The sequence below is a fragment of the uncultured Arthrobacter sp. genome, from assembly GCF_902805515.1.
Taxonomy (GTDB): domain Bacteria; phylum Actinomycetota; class Actinomycetes; order Actinomycetales; family Micrococcaceae; genus Arthrobacter_D.
The window spans coordinates 1-18,340 of sequence record NZ_CADCTE010000135.1 but is presented as its reverse complement, the minus strand read 5'-3'; the positions used below and the strand labels follow the sequence as shown (position 1 = coordinate 18,340).

The 18,340-nt window shown below is 69.1% G+C and carries 17 protein-coding genes, 1 tRNA gene and 1 riboswitch; of the genes, 5 read left to right on the top strand and 13 right to left on the bottom strand.

The genetic code is table 11. The features are described from left to right. Positions 1-54: 54 nt before the first annotated feature. Together pcrA and QZX79_RS11965 are read right to left on the bottom strand one after the other, a co-directional pair. Complete coding sequence (gene pcrA / locus QZX79_RS11970) at positions 55-2,505, bottom strand: DNA helicase PcrA (protein WP_294568499.1); 2,451 nt, start codon at positions 2,503-2,505, stop codon at positions 55-57. Between the two features lie 155 nt (positions 2,506-2,660). Next, on the bottom strand, positions 2,661-4,223 hold the full coding sequence (locus QZX79_RS11965) for a sodium:alanine symporter family protein (protein ID WP_294568498.1): 1,563 nt from the start codon (positions 4,221-4,223) through the stop codon (positions 2,661-2,663). Positions 4,224-4,477: 254 nt separating this feature from the next. Between QZX79_RS11965 and QZX79_RS11960 the strand changes: the two genes are divergently transcribed. Both QZX79_RS11960 and QZX79_RS11955 read left to right on the top strand, forming a co-directional pair. After that, positions 4,478-4,551, top strand: a tRNA-Arg gene (locus QZX79_RS11960). A gap of 43 nt (positions 4,552-4,594) precedes the next feature. Continuing rightward, positions 4,595-5,032, top strand: a complete 438-nt coding sequence (locus tag QZX79_RS11955; protein WP_294568497.1) for an NUDIX domain-containing protein — start codon at positions 4,595-4,597, stop codon at positions 5,030-5,032. Here QZX79_RS11955 and QZX79_RS11950 read toward each other — a convergent pair. Next, positions 5,007-6,926 (bottom strand): ABC transporter ATP-binding protein, encoded by a 1,920-nt coding sequence (locus QZX79_RS11950; protein WP_294568496.1) that lies wholly within the window; start codon positions 6,924-6,926, stop codon positions 5,007-5,009. The genes QZX79_RS11955 and QZX79_RS11950 overlap by 26 nt on opposite strands. Positions 6,927-7,164: 238 nt before the next feature. Between QZX79_RS11950 and QZX79_RS11945 the strand changes: the two genes are divergently transcribed. From QZX79_RS11945 to QZX79_RS11935, 3 genes are all read left to right on the top strand, one after another. After that, the gene (locus QZX79_RS11945; protein ID WP_294568515.1) at positions 7,165-7,989 is read left to right on the top strand and encodes an amino acid ABC transporter substrate-binding protein; all 825 of its coding nucleotides are present in this window, start codon (positions 7,165-7,167) and stop codon (positions 7,987-7,989) included. A gap of 129 nt (positions 7,990-8,118) precedes the next feature. Next, a complete protein-coding gene (locus tag QZX79_RS11940) occupies positions 8,119-8,778 on the top strand; it encodes an amino acid ABC transporter permease (protein WP_294568495.1) in 660 nt (219 codons plus the stop codon). Beyond that, positions 8,765-9,562: an amino acid ABC transporter ATP-binding protein gene (locus QZX79_RS11935; protein ID WP_294568494.1), complete on the top strand. Its 798-nt coding sequence runs from the start codon at positions 8,765-8,767 to the stop codon at positions 9,560-9,562. Before QZX79_RS11940 ends, QZX79_RS11935 begins: the two co-directional genes overlap by 14 nt. 125 nt (positions 9,563-9,687) lie before the next feature. Here the strand turns inward: QZX79_RS11935 and QZX79_RS11930 are convergent, their stop codons facing one another. From QZX79_RS11930 to QZX79_RS11885, 10 genes are all read right to left on the bottom strand, one after another. After that, positions 9,688-10,719, bottom strand: a complete 1,032-nt coding sequence (locus QZX79_RS11930) for an LLM class flavin-dependent oxidoreductase (RefSeq protein WP_294568493.1) — start codon at positions 10,717-10,719, stop codon at positions 9,688-9,690. Positions 10,720-10,722: 3 nt separating this feature from the next. Then, a complete protein-coding gene (fdhD, locus tag QZX79_RS11925) occupies positions 10,723-11,634 on the bottom strand; it encodes a formate dehydrogenase accessory sulfurtransferase FdhD (RefSeq protein WP_294568492.1) in 912 nt (303 codons plus the stop codon). A 41-nt stretch (positions 11,635-11,675) separates the two neighbouring features. Next, complete coding sequence (locus tag QZX79_RS11920) at positions 11,676-12,932, bottom strand: molybdopterin molybdotransferase MoeA (protein WP_294568491.1); 1,257 nt, start codon at positions 12,930-12,932, stop codon at positions 11,676-11,678. Next, a complete protein-coding gene (locus QZX79_RS11915) occupies positions 12,929-13,204 on the bottom strand; it encodes a DUF6457 domain-containing protein (RefSeq protein ID WP_233091900.1) in 276 nt (91 codons plus the stop codon). The genes QZX79_RS11920 and QZX79_RS11915 overlap by 4 nt, the downstream gene beginning before the upstream one ends. 20 nt (positions 13,205-13,224) lie before the next feature. After that, positions 13,225-13,848: a molybdenum cofactor guanylyltransferase gene (locus tag QZX79_RS11910; RefSeq protein WP_294568490.1), complete on the bottom strand. Its 624-nt coding sequence runs from the start codon at positions 13,846-13,848 to the stop codon at positions 13,225-13,227. Beyond that, a complete protein-coding gene (locus tag QZX79_RS11905; protein WP_294568489.1) occupies positions 13,845-14,342 on the bottom strand; it encodes an HNH endonuclease in 498 nt (165 codons plus the stop codon). Before QZX79_RS11905 ends, QZX79_RS11910 begins: the two co-directional genes overlap by 4 nt. A gap of 240 nt (positions 14,343-14,582) precedes the next feature. Next, positions 14,583-15,410, bottom strand: coding sequence for an NlpC/P60 family protein (locus QZX79_RS11900; RefSeq protein WP_294568488.1), 828 nt, complete (start codon positions 15,408-15,410; stop codon positions 14,583-14,585). 33 nt (positions 15,411-15,443) lie between these two features. Continuing rightward, positions 15,444-16,223, bottom strand: a complete 780-nt coding sequence (locus tag QZX79_RS11895; RefSeq protein ID WP_294568487.1) for an NlpC/P60 family protein — start codon at positions 16,221-16,223, stop codon at positions 15,444-15,446. A gap of 53 nt (positions 16,224-16,276) precedes the next feature. Beyond that, a riboswitch (cyclic di-AMP (ydaO/yuaA leader) is annotated at positions 16,277-16,459 on the bottom strand. A 94-nt stretch (positions 16,460-16,553) separates the two neighbouring features. After that, positions 16,554-17,168: a M23 family metallopeptidase gene (locus QZX79_RS11890; RefSeq protein WP_294568486.1), complete on the bottom strand. Its 615-nt coding sequence runs from the start codon at positions 17,166-17,168 to the stop codon at positions 16,554-16,556. Positions 17,169-17,368: 200 nt separating this feature from the next. Next, the coding region (locus tag QZX79_RS11885) for a bifunctional diguanylate cyclase/phosphodiesterase (protein ID WP_294568485.1) at positions 17,369-18,340 on the bottom strand (972 nt) is incomplete at its 5' end.

The following is an 18,340-nucleotide window of genomic DNA, read 5'->3' as shown; positions in this document are numbered from 1 at the left end:
ACACTTCTATGAGTTGTAGAAAGAATTGGAATTAAGTTAGGCGAAAACCGGAATTTATCCGGCCTTTGTAAGCGGCGCATAACGCAGCAGGAGGCGCTTTTCGCCCTCGCCGAAGCGCACCTTCGCCACCGTCTTATCCCCGGCTCCTTCGACCGCCACCACGGTCCCGTTGCCGAAGGTCGTGTGGTTCACCTTGTCCCCGGGTGCCACGGAGAGAACCTCCTTCTGGGGCTGGACCCGCCCGATGGCCTTGGCCGGGGAGGCCGTTGCCGCTCCGGCGCCGGACGCACCTGATCCCCAGTACGATCCGCTGAAGCGCGGGCCGCTCGTCGGGCTGGCATTCCAGGCCGGCAGGGACGCCCCTTCGCGCTTCCACTCGATGAGCTCGTCGGGGACCTCGGAGACGAACTGGCTGGCCGGGTTGTACTGGCTCTGTCCCCACATGCTGCGGACCTCGGAGCGGGTCAGGTAGAGCCGGCGGCGGGCACGGGTGAGACCGACATAGGCGAGCCGGCGCTCCTCGGCGAGTTCCTTCGGATCGGTCGCCGACCGCTGGTGGGGGAAGATTCCCTGTTCCATGCCGGTGAGGAAGACCACCGGGAACTCGAGGCCCTTCGCCGTGTGAAGGGTCATCAGGGTCACGACGCCCTGGCGCCGCGCCTCCGCGACGGCCTGCTCGACCTCCTCGGCGGAGCCCTCCGGCGCGTCGGGGATCGAGTCCGCGTCGGCGACGAGGGAGACCTGTTCGAGGAAGTCCCCGAGGGTTCCCTCAGGATTGTCGCGCTCGTATTCGCGCACGACGGCGACGAGCTCGGCGAGGTTCTCGACGCGGGATTCGTCCTGGGGGTCGTTGCTGGTGCGCAGCTGTTCGAGGTACCCGGTCTGCTCGAGGACCGCCTCGAGCGCCGCCGCGGCGCCCGAGCCCTCCGCGACCTCGGCGAGGTCGTCGATGAGCTTGACGAAGCCAGCCACGGCATTCACCGACCGGGTGGCCATCCCCGGCGCGTCGTTGGCCCGCCGCAGCGCCTCCATGAAGCTGATGCGGTGCCGCTCGCTGAGCGCGGCGACCGCGTACTCGGCACGGTCCCCGATGCCCCGCTTGGGCTCGTTGAGGATCCGGCGCAGGTTGACGACGTCGTCCTGGTTCACCAGGACCCGCAGGTAGGCCAGGGCGTCCTTGATCTCCTTGCGCTCGTAGAAGCGGGTGCCGCCCACCACCTTGTAGGGCAGGCCGACCCGCAGCAGGATTTCCTCGATGGAGCGCGACTGCGCGTTGGTGCGGTAGAACACTGCAACGTCTCCGGGGCGCAGGTTTTCCTCGTCCTGGAGCCGGTCGATCTCGTCGGCGATGAACCGGGCTTCCTCGTGTTCGTTCTCCCCCACATAGCCGACGATTTTTTCGCCGTTGCCCTCGGCCGTCCACAGCCGCTTCTCGGGCCGGTTGGGGTTGCGGGAGATCACGGCGTTGGCCGCGCTCAGGATGGTCTGCGTCGAGCGGTAGTTCTGCTCGAGCAGGATGGTGCGGGCGTCCTTGTAGTCGTTTTCAAACTCGACGATGTTCCGGACGTCGGCGCCGCGGAAGGCGTAGATCGACTGGTCGGAGTCGCCGACGACGGTCAGCTCGGCGGGATCGTCGGTGGTCTCCCCCGGCACCCCGACAATTTCCCGGACCAGGGCGTACTGGGCGTGGTTGGTGTCCTGGTATTCGTCGACGAGGACATGGCGGAACCGGCGGCGGTAGTAGTCGGCCACTCCGGGGAAGGCGCGGAACATGTAGACCGTCTGGGCGATCAGGTCGTCGAAGTCCATGGCGTTGGCCGAGCGCATGCGCTGGGCGTAGCCCTTATAGACCTCGGCGACGGCGGTCTCGAACGGATCGGAGGGATCGGCAGCGTCGGCGTAGGCCTCCTCGTCGATCAGCTCGTTCTTCAGGGCGGAAATCTTGTGCTGGATGGCCTTGGGCGCGAACCGCTTCGGGTCCAGGTCGAGGCCCTTCGCGGTGAGGGTGATCAGCCTCAGGGTGTCGGCCGAGTCGTAGATGGAGAAGTTGGAGTTGAGTCCGACGCTCGCGGCCTCCCGGCGCAGGATGCGCACGCAGGAGGAGTGGAAGGTGGAGATCCACATGCGCTGGGCAACGTCCCCGATCAGTGCCTCGATGCGCTCGCGCATCTCGGCCGCCGCCTTATTGGTGAAGGTGATGGCGAGGATCTCCCCCGGCCGCGCCCGCCCGGTGGCCAGCAGGTGGGCGATGCGGTGGCTGAGCACGCGGGTCTTGCCCGAGCCGGCGCCGGCGACGATGAGCAGCGGGGACCCGCTGTGGCGGACCGCTTCCTCCTGCTGCGGGTTCAGCCCCTCGAGGAGTTCGCGGGCGCGCTCCTCGCTGGGGCGTGCGGAGACGGGGCTATGTGCCAGTGCCGGATCGGACGGCGCGGAGACCTGCCCGCCCCGGAGCGGTTTCGAACCTGGGTTCTTGGGCGCGGGGTACGGGTCGAAAAGCATATCCATGGTGCCATCCAGTCTAGGCGGTGGGGCTGACACGCAGTGCCCCGGCATGCTGTTGGCGGACAGGAAGCGGACAGGGAAGCGCCCGCCGGCGGATCTCCTCCGGCGGGCGCTTCGGGTTGGGGAATGTATTCCGGCCGCAGGACCGGGTGGAAGTGCTAGCGGGGGCTTCGCAGGTCCTCGGGTTCAATGCCGAGCATCGCGAGCTTGCCGCTCTTGCGGTCGGCGAGGTAGTCCTTCATCTCCCGCTTGATGACCGGCAGCAGCAGGTACACGCCCAGCAGGTTCACGAAGGCGCAGACGAACAGCGCGGCGTCGGCGAAGCTGATGACCTGGCTGAAGGTCAGCACGCAGCCGGCCACGGTGAAGAACAGGAAGATGACCTTGTAGAGGATCTCCGAGACCTTGCCGCGGCCGAAGAGGAACTCCCAGGCCTTCAGCCCGTAGTAGGACCAGGTGATGAGCGTCGAGTAGGCGAAGAGCGCCACGGCGATGGCCAGGACGATCGGGAACCACGGGAGCACTGTCTCGAACGCATCGGAGGTGAGCGTCACGCCGTCGGGCGGGCCGTCGCCGGCCTGGACCTGGTCGATACCGGCCTGGAGGCTCGGTGCGCCGGCGATGATGATGGCGAGTGCCGTCATGGTGCAGATGATGACCGTGTCGACGAGCGGTTCGAAGAGGGCGACAAAGCCTTCGCTGACGGGGCGGCGGGTCTTCACCGCGGAGTGGGCGATCGCTGCGGACCCGAGCCCTGCCTCATTGGAGAAGGCGGCACGCTGGAATCCGACGATCATGACGCCCACGATGCCGCCGGCAATGCCGGAGGGCGCGAAGGCGCCCGAGATGATCGCGCCGAAGGCGGCGGGGACCTGGCCGATGTTCACGATGATCACCAGCAGGCAGGACGCCACGTAGACGAATCCCATGGCGGGGACGAGCTTGCTGGTGGTCGCGCCGATCGACTTGATCCCGCCGAGGATGACGGCGGCGACCAGGACAGCCAGGATGACACCGAAGATCAGGGCAGAACCGGCGCTGCCGAAGAATCCGTCCTCACCGCCGGTGACGTTCTGCACCTGGGCGAAGGTCTGGTTGGCCTGGAACATGTTGCCGCCGGCGATGCCGAAGATGAGGATGGCGACGGCGAAGATCCCGGTCAGGATTTTCGCAGGGACCCTGCCGAGCTTGCTGAAGGCGATGGGGAGGTATTTGAACGGACCGCCGCTGACCGTGCCGTCCTCGTGGACTTCGCGGTACTTCACGCCGAGGGTGCACTCGGCGAACTTGCTGGCCATGCCGAGCAGTCCGGCGAGGATCATCCAGAAGGTCGCACCGGGTCCGCCGAGGGCCATCGCGGCGCCGACGCCGGCGATGTTGCCCAGCCCGACGGTTCCCGACAGGGCGGAGGTCAGCGCCTGGAAGTGCGGAACCTCTCCGGGGTCGTCCTTGGCCGAGTACCTGCCCCGGATCACCTCGGTGGCAACCTTCAGCCCCCGGAACTGGATGAAGCCGAAGTAGATGGTGAAGATGACACCGGCTGCGATGAGCCAGGCCACCACGGCGGGGAAGCTGACCTCCCCGATGGTGATCGGGTAGAAGACGACCGCCGAGAAGCCGGTGGCGATCGGCTCGAAGGCCGCATTGATGGCGTTGTCAATGGCGGCGAGCCATCCCACGTCCTCGGCCACAGCATGGGGTAGCGCCTGGGAAATTTTCATCCCTCAAATCAACCCCGAAACCGGCGTGACTGCAATCACATACTGCGTGTTACGGCGAAATAAAGTACAAAAAAACAAAATTGGCAAGAGGATCAGCGCGCGATCTCGTCGCATCTCGACGTCGGCGGAATCTCCCTGTAAGATCTGCGCGCCGCCCAACACCCCTGCAGTTCGGTCGGGAGCTTTTCAACACACGAGCGGAAACAGGTAAGCTGGGAGCGCTTGACGGGGGTGGATCCACTCCGCCCCGACACGCCTCTGTAGCTCAGTAGGATAGAGCGTCCCTCTCCTAAAGGGAAGGTCGTCGGTTCGATTCCGGCCAGGGGCACTTTGATGAATGAGGCAGCCCTGCCCCAATTCCCGAGGCGGCCATGACCCACGTACTCTCCATTGCCGCCCTGTGCCTGCTCGACGACGCCGGGCGCCTCCTGCTCGTGCGCAAGCGCGGCACCGCTCTGTTCATGCAGCCCGGTGGCAAGCTCGAGCCCGGGGAGAGCGCGGCAGCCGCCGCGGTGCGCGAGCTTGAGGAGGAACTTGGCTTGGCCGTGCCGGCCGCCCGGCTTCGGCTGCTCGGCCGCTGGTACGGACCCGCCGCCAATGAGCCGGACACCTTCATCGACGCCGCCGTGTTTCTCGGCCCGCTGGAGGGCACCCCGGTCCCTGCCGCGGAGATCGAGGAGATCGGGTGGCTCGACCTGGCGGCGGCCGGGAGCCGGACCGACCTCGCCCCGCTGCTGACCGAGTTCGTCGTCCCCGCGCTGGGCGCGCTGCCTCCGCCGGAGGTTACGGCGTGGCAGGCGCCCCGCTGAGCACTTCGGGGTCCTCGTCCGGCGCGGCATTCTTCTGCACCGCGAACTGCGTCCGGTGCAGCTCCGCATAGCGGCCCCCGCGCTCCAGCAGTTCCTCGTGGGTGCCGCGTTCTGCGATCCGGCCGTCCTCCACCACGAGAATCAGGTCGGCGCTGCGGATCGTCGAGAGCCGGTGCGCGATCACCATGGCGGTCCGCCCTTCAAGCGCCTCGGTCAGGGCGGCCTGCACGGCGGCCTCCGAGGTGGAGTCGAGCGCCGCCGTCGCCTCGTCGAGGATGACCACACGCGGCTGGGCCAGCAGCAGCCGGGCGATGGTCATGCGCTGGCGCTCCCCGCCGGAGAGCCGGTAGCCGCGCTCACCGACCATGGTGTCGAGCTGGTCGGGGAGCGAACGCAGCAGCGGCTCCAGGCGGGCGCGGCGGACGGCGTCCCAGATCTCGTCCTCGGTCGCCTCGGGGCGGGCAAGCAGGAGGTTCGACCGGATGGTCTCGTGGAAGAGGTGCCCGTCCTGGGTCACCATGCCGAGGGTGGAGCGCATTGAGGCGAAGGTGAGGTCACGGACGTCGGCGCCGGCCAGGCGCACCGCGCCGCTGTCGACGTCGTAAAGGCGCGCCAGCAGCTGGGCGATGGTCGACTTCCCGGCGCCGGAGGTACCCACCAGCGCCACGGTCTGGCCGGGCTGGATGGTGAAGGAGATGCCGTGGAGCACTTCCTCGCCTCCGCGGGTGTCGAGGGTGGAGACCTCCTCGAGGGAGGCCAGGGAGACCTTGTCGGCCGACGGGTAGGCGAAGCGGACGTCGTCGAACTCGATGGTGACGGGACCGGGCGGCACCTTGCGGGCGTCGGGCTTCTCCTGGATCAGGGGCAACAGGTCGAGGATCTCGAAGACCCGCTCGAAGCTGACCAGGGCGCTCATGATTTCGACCCGCGCGTTCGCGAGGGACGTCAGCGGCGCGTACAACCGCGTGAGCAGCAGGGCGAGGGTCACCACCTCGCCGGTCTCGAGCTGCCCGCCGAGGGCTAGGGTTCCACCGAGACCGTAGACGAGCGCCAGGGCAAGTGCGGAGACGAGCATCAGCGCGGTGAAGAAGATGAACTGGAGCATGGCCATGCGTACGCCGATGTCGCGGACACGGGCGGCGCGGACGCGGAATTCCTCGGACTCGGCATCGGGCCGGCCGAACAGCTTCACCAGGGTGGCGCCGGGTGCGGAGAACCGCTCGGTCATCTGGGTGCTCATCGCCGAGTTGTGGTCGGCCGCCTCACGCCGCAGCGCCGCGAGTTTTCCGCCCATGCGCCGCGCGGGGACGAGGAACAACGGCAGCATCACGATCGCGAGGACCGTCACCAGCCAGGAGGTGCTCAGCATCACGATAAGGGTCAGGGCGAGCGCCACCGTGTTGCTGACCACGCCGGAGAGGGTTCCGCTGAAGGCCTGCTGGGCGCCGATGACGTCGTTGTTGAGGCGGCTTACCAGGGCACCGGTACGGGTTCGGGTGAAGAAGGCGATCGGCATTTTCTGGACGTGGTTGAACACGGCGGTGCGCAGATCGAGGATCACACCCTCGCCGATGTTCGCCGAGTACCAGCGGGTGGCCAGGCTGACGGCGGCATCCGCCACCGCGACCAGGGCGATGACGACGGCGAGCCAGACCACCGTCTGCGTCGAGCCGCGGGCGACAATGACGTCGACGACCTGCCCGGCGAGCACCGGGGTTGCGACGGCGAGGAACGCGGCGCCCACCGACAACAGGATGAAGAGCGTGAGCTTCACCCGGTAGGGCACCGCGAACGCGACGATGCGCTTCAGCGTTTCCTTCGAGAATTTGTTCGTGCGGTCCTTGGCGGTGGAGATCCGGTAGAGGGAACTCCACGCCGCGCCTTCCATGCTCATGCAGGTGCCTTCCGTTCAGCCTCTCCAAGCTTAGGCGCTCGGGCTGCCCGGCTCCCGGAGTATGCCCAAGGCACAATTTGAGACGGTTTTTCAAGGGTCTGCGGGAACGTTCGACATACGGCGTCACACTGGGTCGCCACCACCGCGGAACAATGACAGGGTTCAATGTTGTTGCACATTGTAGAAGGCGGTTTACCGCGCCGCCCGCAGACACCCCCTCAAAGAATTTAAGGACCTCATCATGACCTTCCGTCTGTCCGTCCTCGGCACCGCCGCAGCGCTGGCCCTTGCCGTCACCGGGTGCTCGGCTTCGTCCGATTCCGGAGGAGCAGGCGGCGGAGCCACCGAGGCGGCGCCGTCGACCCTCCAGGAAATCCAGGAAGCCGGCGTTCTCACCGTTGGCACCGAGGGCACCTACAAGCCCTTCAGCTTCCACGAAGAAGGCAACGGCGACCTCACCGGGTACGACGTCGAGGTGATCACTGCCGTCGGGGAGAAGCTCGGCGTCGAGGTCGAGTTCGAGGAAACCCAGTGGGATGCGATCTTCGCCGGGCTTGAGGCGGGCCGTGTCGATGCGATCGCCAACCAGGTCTCGATCACCGACGAGCGCACCGAGAAGTACGACTTCTCCGATCCCTACACCGTCAGCAACGGCGTGATCGTCACCAGCGCCGACAACAACGACATCTCCTCCTTCGAGGACCTGAAGGGCAAGACCACCGCGCAGTCGCTCACGAGCAACTGGTACGAGATGGCCAAGGAGGCTGGCGCCGAGGTCGAGGCCGTCGAGGGGTGGGCCCAGTCGGTCTCCCTCCTCCAGCAGGGCCGGGTCGACGCGACGATCAACGACGAGCTGACCTACCTCGACTATCAGAACACCGAGAAGGATGACTCCATCAAGATCGCCGCGGAGACCGAGGACACCTCGGAGAGCGCCGTGGCCTTCAAGAAGGGCAGCGAAGACCTGGTCGAGGCCGTCAACGACGCCCTGGACGAGCTGCGGGCCGATGGTACCCTTGCCGAGATTTCGACGAAATACTTCGGCGCCGACGTCAGCAAGTAATCCCACCCGGCCCGCCGGCGGCTGAGCCGTCCGGCGGGCCGGCAGATGGATCCGGAACCTCCACCCGGAACCCACCGCCGGGCAATTCGACGCGGCCGCGCGCATATACGCGGAGGGAAGGACGACTAAGTGGATTGGGAGCTGTTCCGGAGTTCGTTCTGGCCCATCCTCCGGGGCGGACTGACCGGAACCATCCCGCTGACGCTGATGTCCTTCGTGCTTGGCCTGGCACTGGCCCTGGTCCTCGCCCTGATGCGGATCAGCGGCAAGCGCCTGCTCTCGGGGATCGCCCGCGTCTATATCTCGCTGGTCCGGGGCACTCCCCTGCTGGTGCAGCTCTTCATCGTCTTCTACGGGCTCCCCTCGATCGGGGTGGTGATCCCGCCGTGGCCGAGTGCCGTGATCGCGTTCTCGCTCAACGTCGCCGGGTACGCCGCCGAAATCCTGCGGGCCGCAATCCTGTCGGTGCCCAAGGGCCAGTGGGAGGCCGGGCACACCATCGGCATGTCGCGCCGGCGCACCCTGCGGCGGATCATCCTTCCCCAGGCGGCCCGCGTATCGGTGCCCCCGCTGTCGAACACCTTCATCTCCCTGGTCAAGGACACCTCCCTGGCGTCGCTGATCCTCGTCACCGAACTGTTCCGCGAGGCCGAGCAGATCGCCGCCTTCAGCCAGGAGTTCATGCTGCTCTACCTTGAGGCCGCATTGATCTACTGGGTGTTCTGCTTCGTTCTCGCCGCCGGGCAGGGAGCACTCGAGAAAAGGTTGGACCGCTATGTCATCCACTGATCCCGCTCCGGCCCGCACGCAGACACCCGGTGAAGTGCTGCTCAGCGCCACGGGCCTGCAGAAGTCCTTCGGCAGCAACATGGTGCTCCGCTCCATCGACCTGACGGTGTGCCGCGGCGAGGTCGTCGCCCTGGTCGGGCCCTCAGGGTCGGGCAAGACAACGGTGCTGCGCTCCCTCAACGGGCTCGAGGTGCCCGACGGCGGGACCGTCGCCTTCGACGGCGGCCCGTCGGTGAACTTCGGCGGAGCCGTCTCCGGCCGGGAGCTGTCCGCCCTGCGCGACCGCAGCGCCATGGTGTTCCAGCAGTACAACCTGTTTCCGCACATGACGGTGCTCGAAAACGTCATCGAGGGCCCGGTGCAGGTGCAGAAGCGCCGCCGGGCCGAGGCGGTGCAGGATGCCGAGAAGCTGCTCGACCGGGTCGGGCTCCTCGCGAAGAAGGACCAGTACCCCTTCGAGCTCTCCGGCGGGCAGCAGCAGCGGGTGGGGATCGTCCGGGCGCTCGCGCTGCGGCCCGACCTGCTGCTCTTCGACGAGCCGACCTCCGCCCTCGACCCCGAGCTGGTGGGCGAGGTGCTCAAGGTCATCAAGGACCTGGCCGAGGAGGACTGGACCATGGTCATCGTCACCCACGAGATGGCCTTCGCCCGTGAGGTCGCCGACGAGGTGGTGTTCATGGACGGCGGCGTCGTCGTCGAGCGCGGCCACCCGGACCAGGTGCTGCGCAACCCCAAGCACGAACGGACCCGGCGCTTCGTCCAGCGCCTGCTCCACCCGTTCTAAGGGGAACGGCGCCCTGCCGCCGTCGTTGTCTTTCCGCCGAAACTGCAGCTCACCACGCTTTCGCGGCACCGAAGGGTGGTTAGCTGCACACTCGCCGGGATGCGCCCACCCCCGGCGGGCGAACGTCAGGCGATTCCCAGCTCCCGCCGCACCAGCGGCAGCACCTCGGTGCCCAGCAGTTCGATCGACTCGAGGACCTTCGCCTGCGGTACGGAGGAAAAATCGAACTGGAAGATGTGGCGGTCGTGCTGCATCTGCCCGTGGGTGAGCACGATCTTCTGCGCCACCTCCTCCGGGGTCCCGACGAAAACCGCGCCGGCGCGCGCCGCCTGCATGTTGTACGTCAGGCCGCTCGGGGTGGGGAATCCGCGCTCCGCCGAAATCCGGAGCATCGTATCGAGCCAGTACGGCCGGAACAGTTCGCGGGCGCCCTCGCGCAGCACCAGGCCCACACTGCTCACCCCGACCCGCAGCCTCCCCAGGTCGTGCCCTGCCTCCGCGGCGGTGGCCCGGTACAGCTGGGCGTGTTCGGCGAAGTTTCCGACCGTCCCGCCGAGCATCGCGTACATCACCGGGCGGCCCAGTCGCGCGGCCCGGACCGTCGAGGTCATCGTTCCACCGGTCGCGATCCAGATGTCGAGGCGTCCCGAGGGCGGGCGCGGCAGGACGAGCGCATCCCCGAGCGCGGGCCGGAACCGTCCGCTCCAGGTGATGCGCTCCTGCGCGTCGAGCTGCAGGAGCAGGCCGATCTTCTCCTCGTAGAGCGCGTCGTAGTCCTCGAGCGCGGCACCGAACAGGAAGTAGGACTCGATGAAGGACCCCCGCCCCGCCGTCAGTTCGGCCCGGCCGCCGGAGAGCAGGTCCAGCGTTGCGAACTGCTGGTACACCCGCACCGGGTCCTCGGTGCTCAGGACGGTCACGGCGGAGCCGACGTGGATCGAGGTCGTCTGGGCCGCGGCAGCGGAGAGCACCGGAATGATCGATGAGACGGCATAGTCCGGGCGGTGGTGTTCGCCGATGCCGAAGTAGGAAAGGCCCACCTCATCGGCAAGCCGCGCCCGTTCGAGCAGGTGCGCCATACGCGCCTGAGGGGAGACCCGCTCTCCGGTGACCGGATCGGGGTGGAGGTCGCCGAAGCTGAAGACGCCCAGTTCCACGGACTACCCGGCGGCCGGCACCGAACGGCCTGCCGGACCGGCATCCGCGGCGGAACCGGCCCCGGCGGCACCGGCATCGGCGGCCGAACCGGCCCGGATCCGCTCGGGGTGGGAGTAACAGTTGAGCGAGGAGCCCCTGCTGAAGCCCACCAGCGTCATTCCGGCGTCGTCGGCCAGGTCGGCCGCCAGCGACGACGGCGCACTGACGGCGGCCAGGATGGGGATTCCGGCGAGCTGGGCCTTCTGCACCAGCTCGAAGGACGCCCGTCCTGAGACCTGGAGGATGGTGCCAGTCAGGGGAAGCCTGCCCTCCCGCAGCGCCCAGCCCACGACCTTGTCGACCGCGTTGTGCCGGCCGACGTCCTCACGCAGGCACAGCAGTTCGCCGTCGGCCGTGAACAGCCCGGCGGCGTGCACCCCGCCGGTGCGGTCGAACAGTTTCTGGGATTCCCTCAGCCGGTCCGGCAGCCCGAGCAGCACCCCGAGGTCAACCCCTGCCGTGTCGGTCCTCAGGTCGAACCGCGAGGACTTGCGCACAGCGTCGATCGAGGCGGTGCCGCAGATTCCACAGGAACTCGAGGTGTAGACATGGCGTTCAAGGGCCGTGTCGGGAAGCACCGTGCCCGGCCGCAGCTGCGCCTCCACGACGTTGAAGGTCTGCCGGCCCGACTCGTCAACCCCGGCGCAGTACCGAAGGCTCGGCAGCTGGCCGGGCTCCCACACCACGCCTTCGGAGACCAGGAAGCCGGAGACGAGGTCGAAGTCGTCGCCCGGGGTGCGCATGGTCACGGTGAAGGCCGACCCGCCCAGCCGGATCTCAAGGGGTTCCTCACCCGCCAGCGCGTCCTCGCGCCGGCGGGGATCCGCCGTTGAGCGGAACGTCGTGATGCGGCGCCGCTGGGTGACCCGGTTCATGGGGAGCCTCCTCGAGATGGTCTATCTCGAGGGTAGCCGCATTACTGCGGAGTGGGCCATGGCAGGTCGATGGCCTGCATCGGCTGGTCGGTGGCGCATCCGGCGGGTGGAATCACCATGACCCCGTGGGCCAGAGCCAGTCCGCGGAGCATCCCGGAGCGCTGGTGGGTGCTGGGCTGGGCCCGCCCGTCCTCATTGCGGTACGGCACCAGCCTGCTCCTGCCGGGCAGGGGCTCGAAGTCGGCTCCGCTGAGCACCTGGCGCAGCGGCGGCAGCGGCGCTCCGCGCAGCCCGGCGATCAGCGGCCCGGCCACGGTGAGCATCGCCATCATCGCCGCGAGCGGGTTCCCCGGCAGCCCGACCAGGAACCGTCCGTCGGGCAGCCGGGCCAGCAGGGTTGGATGACCCGGCCGCATGGCAATCCCGTCGATGATCAGCTCGGCCTCAAGCGCCGCAAGGGCGCGCCGGATGTGGTCGGCGGATGACCCTCCGGTGCCGCCGGTGGTGATCAGGACGTCACCCGAGGCCCGGGCGAGCGAGGCGGCATCGGTGGCCTCGGAACTGATGGCGTGCACGACGTCGTCGAAGTCGTCGCGGGCCCGGCCGGCGACATCGACGTGGCCGCCGAGCATCGCCACGAACGCCGGCAGCTGCGGTCCGAAGGTGTCGCGCACCTGTCCGGGCTGCGGCAGCCCGGCTTCGATCACCTCGTCCCCGGTCATCAGCAGCGACACCCGGGGGGCCCTCAGGACGGCCAGGGTGTCGTGGCCGCACACCGCCGCGAGGGCGATCTGCGCCGGGTTCAGGACGACGCCGGCGGGAATGGCGGTCGAGCCGCTGGCTGCCTCCTCGCCCGCGGGGCGGATGTGCTCCCCCGGCGCGGGTTCGTCGGCGCGGGCAAGGTCGTTGCGGTTCAGGGTGTCCCCGCGCACCAGCCCGTGCTCGGTCCGCAGGATCCCGGTGGTGTTCGCGGGCACGGTGCCGCCGGTGAGGATGAAGGTGGCCTGGCCCGACTCAAGCGGAATGATGCCCGAGTCGCTGTGCGGTGCGTTCAGCCTGCGCGGGTCCTCAACCGGCGGGTGGACGAAGGTCCACGGCGGCGGACCGCTGACGGCCCATCCATCCATCGCCGATGAGGCGTAGTGCGGAATCTCCTGAAGCGCGGTGACCGGCTCGGCGAGGGTCTGCCCGAGGGCATCGGCCAGCGGCACCATCTGGTACGGCATGGCCTTGCCTGCGGCGTGGGCCACCCGCCGGGCCTCCTCCCAGCCGAGGTCGCGCCCGGCCTCGGCGCTCAAGAACCCGCCCCTGCGGCGTCGCACTGCCGGGTGGCGAGGGCGAGGGCGGAGCGCATCGCGACCTCCTCCGAGGCCTGGCCGCTGGCGGCCGCGAGCCCGGCCGCATAGCCGGCGACGAAAGTCGTCAGCGGTGCCGCCGGCCGGACCACGGCGTGGGCGGCCTTTCCGGCGAGTGCCAGCACCGCGTTGATGTCCACGCGGGACTCCTCGAGCTCGAAGGCGGCCAGCAGGTTCTCACACCACTGAGAAAGTAATTGATCGCGCTCGTCCATGAGGGCCCTCCCGGGGTTGGTTAGCCGTCGTCGACCCCGAGGGCGCGTGCATCGGCCCACGTGTCGACGTCGAGTGTCGTGCCCGGTGGAACCGGGACCGGTCGAACACTCACCCTAGCAAGGAGGGCTTTCATCGACAGATTTTCGACACCGCCGGCCTGGGCCGCCGCCGCCACCGCGCCCTCGAGGTCGCTCCGCAGGTACAGCGCGGCCAGCGGCTGGTCCCGCCCCTCATCGGACGCCATCACCGACGTGCCGGCCTCGGCGGCCGCGGCCAGCAGGGCGGGGACCAGCTGCCCGGACCGGGGCATGTCGCAGGCGAGCACCATCAGCCAGGGAGGGGTGGAGCGTCCGGGCTCCGGCTGCGCCAGCGCGGCAGCCAGGGCCGCGGCGGGCCCGCTGAACGGCGGGTCCTCGCGCAGGAAGCGCAGGGGCGGGGCACCCGGCGCCGGGTGCCCCGCCCCTGCAGCCGGCTTTGGCCCGACGACGGTGACGAGGCCTGCGCCGGCGACTGCCCGAACGGTGATCTCGAGCAGGGTCGCCCCGGCGAGGCGCAGCGAGGCCTTCGGCCTTCCGCCCAGGCGGGTCGACCTGCCGCCGGCCAGGATGACGGCGTCGAACGCCGTCGGGACGGGTCCGCTCACGCGGCCCGTTCGGAGAGGAACTCACTCCAGGCGGGCGCCGGCTTCTCCAGTTCCTTAAGCTGCCACAGCGGTCCGCGGGGCGGCTTGGGGACGAAGCGGAGGCTCCACCCGAGACTGGCCAGGGTCTTGTCCCCCTTCGTGTTGTTGCAGCGCAGGCAGCAGGCCACCATGTTCTCCCAGGTGTCCCCGCCGCCCCGCGAGCGGGGCACCACGTGGTCGATGGTTGTCGCCGTCTTCCCGCAGTAGGCGCACAGGTGGTTGTCGCGCCGCAGGACGCCGCGCCGGGTCACGGCCAGGTCGTGGCGGTACGGGATCTTCACGTACCTGTTCAGCAGGATCACTGACGGCCGCCCGAGGATCTCCGTCGGCCCGACGACCGGCTCGTCGTCCTCCGCAATGACGCTCGCCTTCCCGGTCAGCACCAGCACCAGGGCGCGGCGGAATGTCACAACCGCCAGTGGCTCGAATCCTGCGTTCAAAACGAGAGTGCGCATGCGCATGCCTCTTTGCGGACTATGTCCCGCCGCCGGCTGCCACCCCGGATGTTCGGGATAAGTTCTACGGATTAACAATGCCTAGGGTAGCCGCCCGGCGCCCGGGCGGGAACACATCGTCGTCCTTGCCCGGATCGCAGGGTGCACCCCCGCTCCCGCCGCCGCACCGCGGGACGGACACTGTTAACGAACGACGGGCCGGCAGGTTTCCCTGCCGGCCCGTCATTTTGAACGGAGAGATCAGCCGCCGACGCGGATGAACACGGGGCCGGAGCCGAGCTGGGCCGGTGCGATGACCGTGGTGTTGCCGTTGAAGCCACCGTGGACGGCCTGGCCGCCACCGATGTAGACGGCGATGTGGGCCATGCCCATGCCCCCGTCGGCGTAGTAGATCAGGTCGCCGGGGACGGCTTCGGCGGCGCTGACCGTGCGGCCCAGGGAAAGATACCCGGCCGGCCAGCCGTGGAAGTTGATGCCCGCTGCGGCGAGGGCGTTGCTGGCGAGGCGGGTGCAGTCCTGCATGACACCGAGCTGGGCCTTGGCGGCGGCGGCGATGGTCGCTGCCTTGCCCGAGGGAGCTGCCGGGGCGGCGGGCTTCGCGGGAGCAGGAGCCGGGGCGGGTGCAACCGCCGCGGTGACGACCTTGGCGGCGGGTGCCGGCGCCTGGACGGCGGCGGCGGCAGGAGCCGCGGCCGGGGCGGCCACGGGAGCCGGTGCTGCCACCGGGGCGGGTGCGGGTGCGGGTGCTTCGACGACGACCGGCTTGGCGACGGCCTTCACCGGGGTGCGGTTGAACGCAACCTTCGCGTTGACGTCGGCGACGACGGCGGCCGGTGCCGGTGCCGCGGTCACCTCGAGCGTCGAGGTGAAGGATTCACGCTCGGGCTGCAGGTCGGCGGCATTCGCTGCCACACCGGAGGTGAGGACCAGGCCCGACGCGGCTGCGACGACAGCGGCCTGGCGGCCCATGCCGCCAGCGTTGTCGCTGACTGCCTTGGCGAAGGTGGTGAGGGTAGCCGTACGCTGCGCTTCGCCGCGGTGGCGGGCAATTGGGGCGCGAAAAGACATGGTGATTCTCCAGAGAGGTGGTGTGAGGGTGTTCTAGCGAACGCGAACGAAGCTTGCGCCAGGCAGATCTGACAGGGAGTGAAGACCGGTGTTCATGCCGTTGAGGCCACCGCTGATGACCTGGCCGTTACCGACGTAGATGGCGACGTGGCCGCCGGTGATGACGAGGTCGCCGGCCGCGGGGGTTCCGACGACGTCGCCGTACTGGAAGAACTGGCCGGGGGCGAGGTCACCCACCGACTTGCCAACCGAGCGGAGGGCCTTTTCGACCATCGCGGTGCAGTCCTGTGCGACACCGATCTGGGAGTAGGCGGATCCGACGAGTGCGGCGCCGATGCCGGAGGAGGGGACCTCGGGCTTGGGGGCGGGGGCGGGAGCGGCGGGGGCCGGAGCCGGAGCCGGGGCGGCGACGGCGGCAACCTGCACAGGAGCGGGGGCCGGAGCGGCGGCGGCCACGACTGCGGGCCGGACGACGGGTGCCTGGACAGCGGCGGGGGCTTCTGCGACCGGCGCTTCGATGACCGGCGCTTCGACGACCGGCGCTTCGACGACAACGGGCGCGGGGGCCACGGTGACGGCTTCACGCTCGAACGAGACGGCTGCGGTGGCCGCGGCGCTGACGGCCGCGGTTTCCGGAGCAGTGACGCTCAGCGAGGAGGAGGACTGTACTTCGCGCTCGGCGGTGGAGGAGCCGTGGGCCGGGAGGCCGGCGGCGAGCACGAGGCCCGAGGCGGCGACCACGGCGGCGGCCTGGCGCCCGACCGAGCCGGCATTGGAGGTGACGGCCTTTGAGAGAGCCGTTAGCGGATTCACAGGAGCCTGGGCGGCGCGGTGGCGACCCAGAGAAGAGCTATTGGACACGTTTGATTGCCTCTCCCAATGCCTGCGAGGTGAGCTGTCGGATTCGGATGGGAGTCACCCGGCCGCTGAAATCAGCGACTTAACCCCAAGGATTTCTAAACGAAACCCAAAAATTGGTTCCCCCGCCTCTGCCATGCGAATTGTGCGGACGGACCTCAGGCAATGGCAGAGCTAGGCGATTTGCTTGAGGGCGCCGAATCTATAACGATTTGGCACGAGTAGAACCGTACCTCACATTCGCAACGATTGTCACATTCAGGTCACGGCGGCACACGCGTCGCATCAGAGCCACGCCAGCGGGTCGACAGGGCGGCCGCTGACCATCACTTCAAAGTGGAGGTGACAGCCGGTCGAAGCGCCGGTGCTGCCGCTCTGCCCCACCCCGGACCCGCGCTCCACCCGCTGGCCCACAGCGACCTCGATCAGCGCGAGGTGGTTGTACGTGGTTTCGAGACCATTCCCATGGTTGACGACGACGCGGTTGCCTCCCCCGTAGGCATGCCATGAGGCGAAGCTGACGGTCCCCGGGGCCGCCGCCGTCACGGCGGTTCCACAGGCCGCGCTGAAGTCCTGCCCGGAGTGGAGCTCTCCGCCAAGCCCGGTCATGGGACTGACGCGGTAGCCGAACCCCGAGGTCTCGCGCAGGGATCCAAGCGGCGCGCTGAGCGAGGCCTTGATCGCAGCCGGCACCGCCTCAGTGCGTGAGGCGGCGACGATCGCCTTGAGGCGGGTGTCGAAGTCCTGGGAGCCGCCCAGTGCGGCGGGAGCGAAATCGATGAGTGCTGAATCAGCGGCGCGTACCTCGGCGGCGCGCGGAGCCGTGGCGGAGGCCGCCGGTCCGGCCGCCGTCGTTGGAAGCGCCGCGGTGAGGGCCAGGCCCGATACGGCAGCCGTCATTGCCACCTTCTGGCTGAGCCCGGACAGCGCGCCGGAGGTGGAGCCGCCTTCTCGGCGCGCGGACCGGCGCCGGTGGGCGTCTCGTGGCCGGGCCGCCGGCACCGCGGTCCCTGCGCGCCGGCGGCCCGACACCCGGTGGTTTCGTGTCGGCTGATCCGGTGTCGGTTGATCCGGTGTCGGCTGACTCGGTGTCGGCTCATTCAGGGCAGGGTTGTTCGACAGGCGGTGTTTCGACAAAAAGGTCCCCTCTCAATGTCGGCGGAGCGGACCTCCCGGTGGCAGGCGCGCAGCACCCAGGCACCGAGGTCGGCGATGAGCCCGCCCCGCACGGCCGCGTCGATGAAGGCGCCGGCGGGCAGCAGTCCGTGCGTCGGGTGGCGCCACCGGACCAGCGCCTCGACGGCGTCGACGCCGGCGGCGGCCTCGTCCGGCCCGGACAGCAGGTCGACGATCGGCTGGTAGTGGAGCTCGAGCTGTTCCTGGCGCAGCGCGACGCCGAGCTCGGCGAGCAGGCGCTCCTCGGCGCTGACCCGTGCCCGCTCGGCGGCGAAGGTCTCGGGGTCGAAGACCTCGAACCGCCCCCGGCCGCCGTCCTTGGCGCGGTACATCGCGGAGTCCGCCTGGGAGACGAGGGCGTCGGCGGTCTGGTGGGGGTCGTCCGTCGTCGCGATGCCGATGCTGACCGAGGTGTTCATGGCGCGGCCCTGCGGCCGGTACGGCAGCTTGAGGTCGTCGAGTATCCGCTGCGCGACCGTGCAGGCCCCCTGCGGGGTGGTGAGGTTCTCGAGCAGCACCACGAACTCGTCCCCGCCGAGCCGGGCCAGGATGTCAGTCGGGCGCAGGGCGGCCCGCACCCGCGCGGCCACGGTCGTGAGCAGGCGGTCGCCGGCGTCGTGGCCGAAGGTGTCGTTGACCTGCTTGAGCCCGTCCAGGTCGAGGAACAGCACGCCGATGTGGCCCGGCCGCCGGGCCAGGCCCGCGATGGCGTGGCTGACGTGCTCGAAGAACATCCACCGTGTCGGCAGGTCCGTCAGCGGGTCGTGGGTGGCGCGGTGCGCGAGCTCGTCCTGGGCGTGCCGGGCCGCGTCGCGGTCGGCGGCGACGACGAGGTAGCTCGTCGCGAGGTTGGCCAGGGTGGTCGCGGCGGCGAGCTCGGTCGGCGTCAGTGCGGC

Excerpts from the sequence above, each read along its gene's own strand:
- pcrA (WP_294568499.1), bottom strand. The coding sequence starts at position 2,505 with ATGGATATGCTTTTCGACCCGTACCCCGCGCCCAAGAACCCAGGTTCG.
- QZX79_RS11965 (WP_294568498.1), bottom strand. The coding sequence starts at position 4,223 with ATGAAAATTTCCCAGGCGCTACCCCATGCTGTGGCCGAGGACGTGGGA.
- QZX79_RS11955 (WP_294568497.1), top strand. The coding sequence starts at position 4,595 with ATGACCCACGTACTCTCCATTGCCGCCCTGTGCCTGCTCGACGACGCC.
- QZX79_RS11950 (WP_294568496.1), bottom strand. The coding sequence starts at position 6,926 with ATGAGCATGGAAGGCGCGGCGTGGAGTTCCCTCTACCGGATCTCCACC.
- QZX79_RS11935 (WP_294568494.1), top strand. The coding sequence starts at position 8,765 with ATGTCATCCACTGATCCCGCTCCGGCCCGCACGCAGACACCCGGTGAA.
- fdhD (WP_294568492.1), bottom strand. The coding sequence starts at position 11,634 with ATGAACCGGGTCACCCAGCGGCGCCGCATCACGACGTTCCGCTCAACG.
- QZX79_RS11915 (WP_233091900.1), bottom strand. The coding sequence starts at position 13,204 with ATGGACGAGCGCGATCAATTACTTTCTCAGTGGTGTGAGAACCTGCTG.
- QZX79_RS11905 (WP_294568489.1), bottom strand. The coding sequence starts at position 14,342 with ATGCGCACTCTCGTTTTGAACGCAGGATTCGAGCCACTGGCGGTTGTG.
- QZX79_RS11900 (WP_294568488.1), bottom strand. The coding sequence starts at position 15,410 with ATGTCTTTTCGCGCCCCAATTGCCCGCCACCGCGGCGAAGCGCAGCGT.
- QZX79_RS11890 (WP_294568486.1), bottom strand. The coding sequence starts at position 17,168 with ATGACGGCTGCCGTATCGGGCCTGGCCCTCACCGCGGCGCTTCCAACG.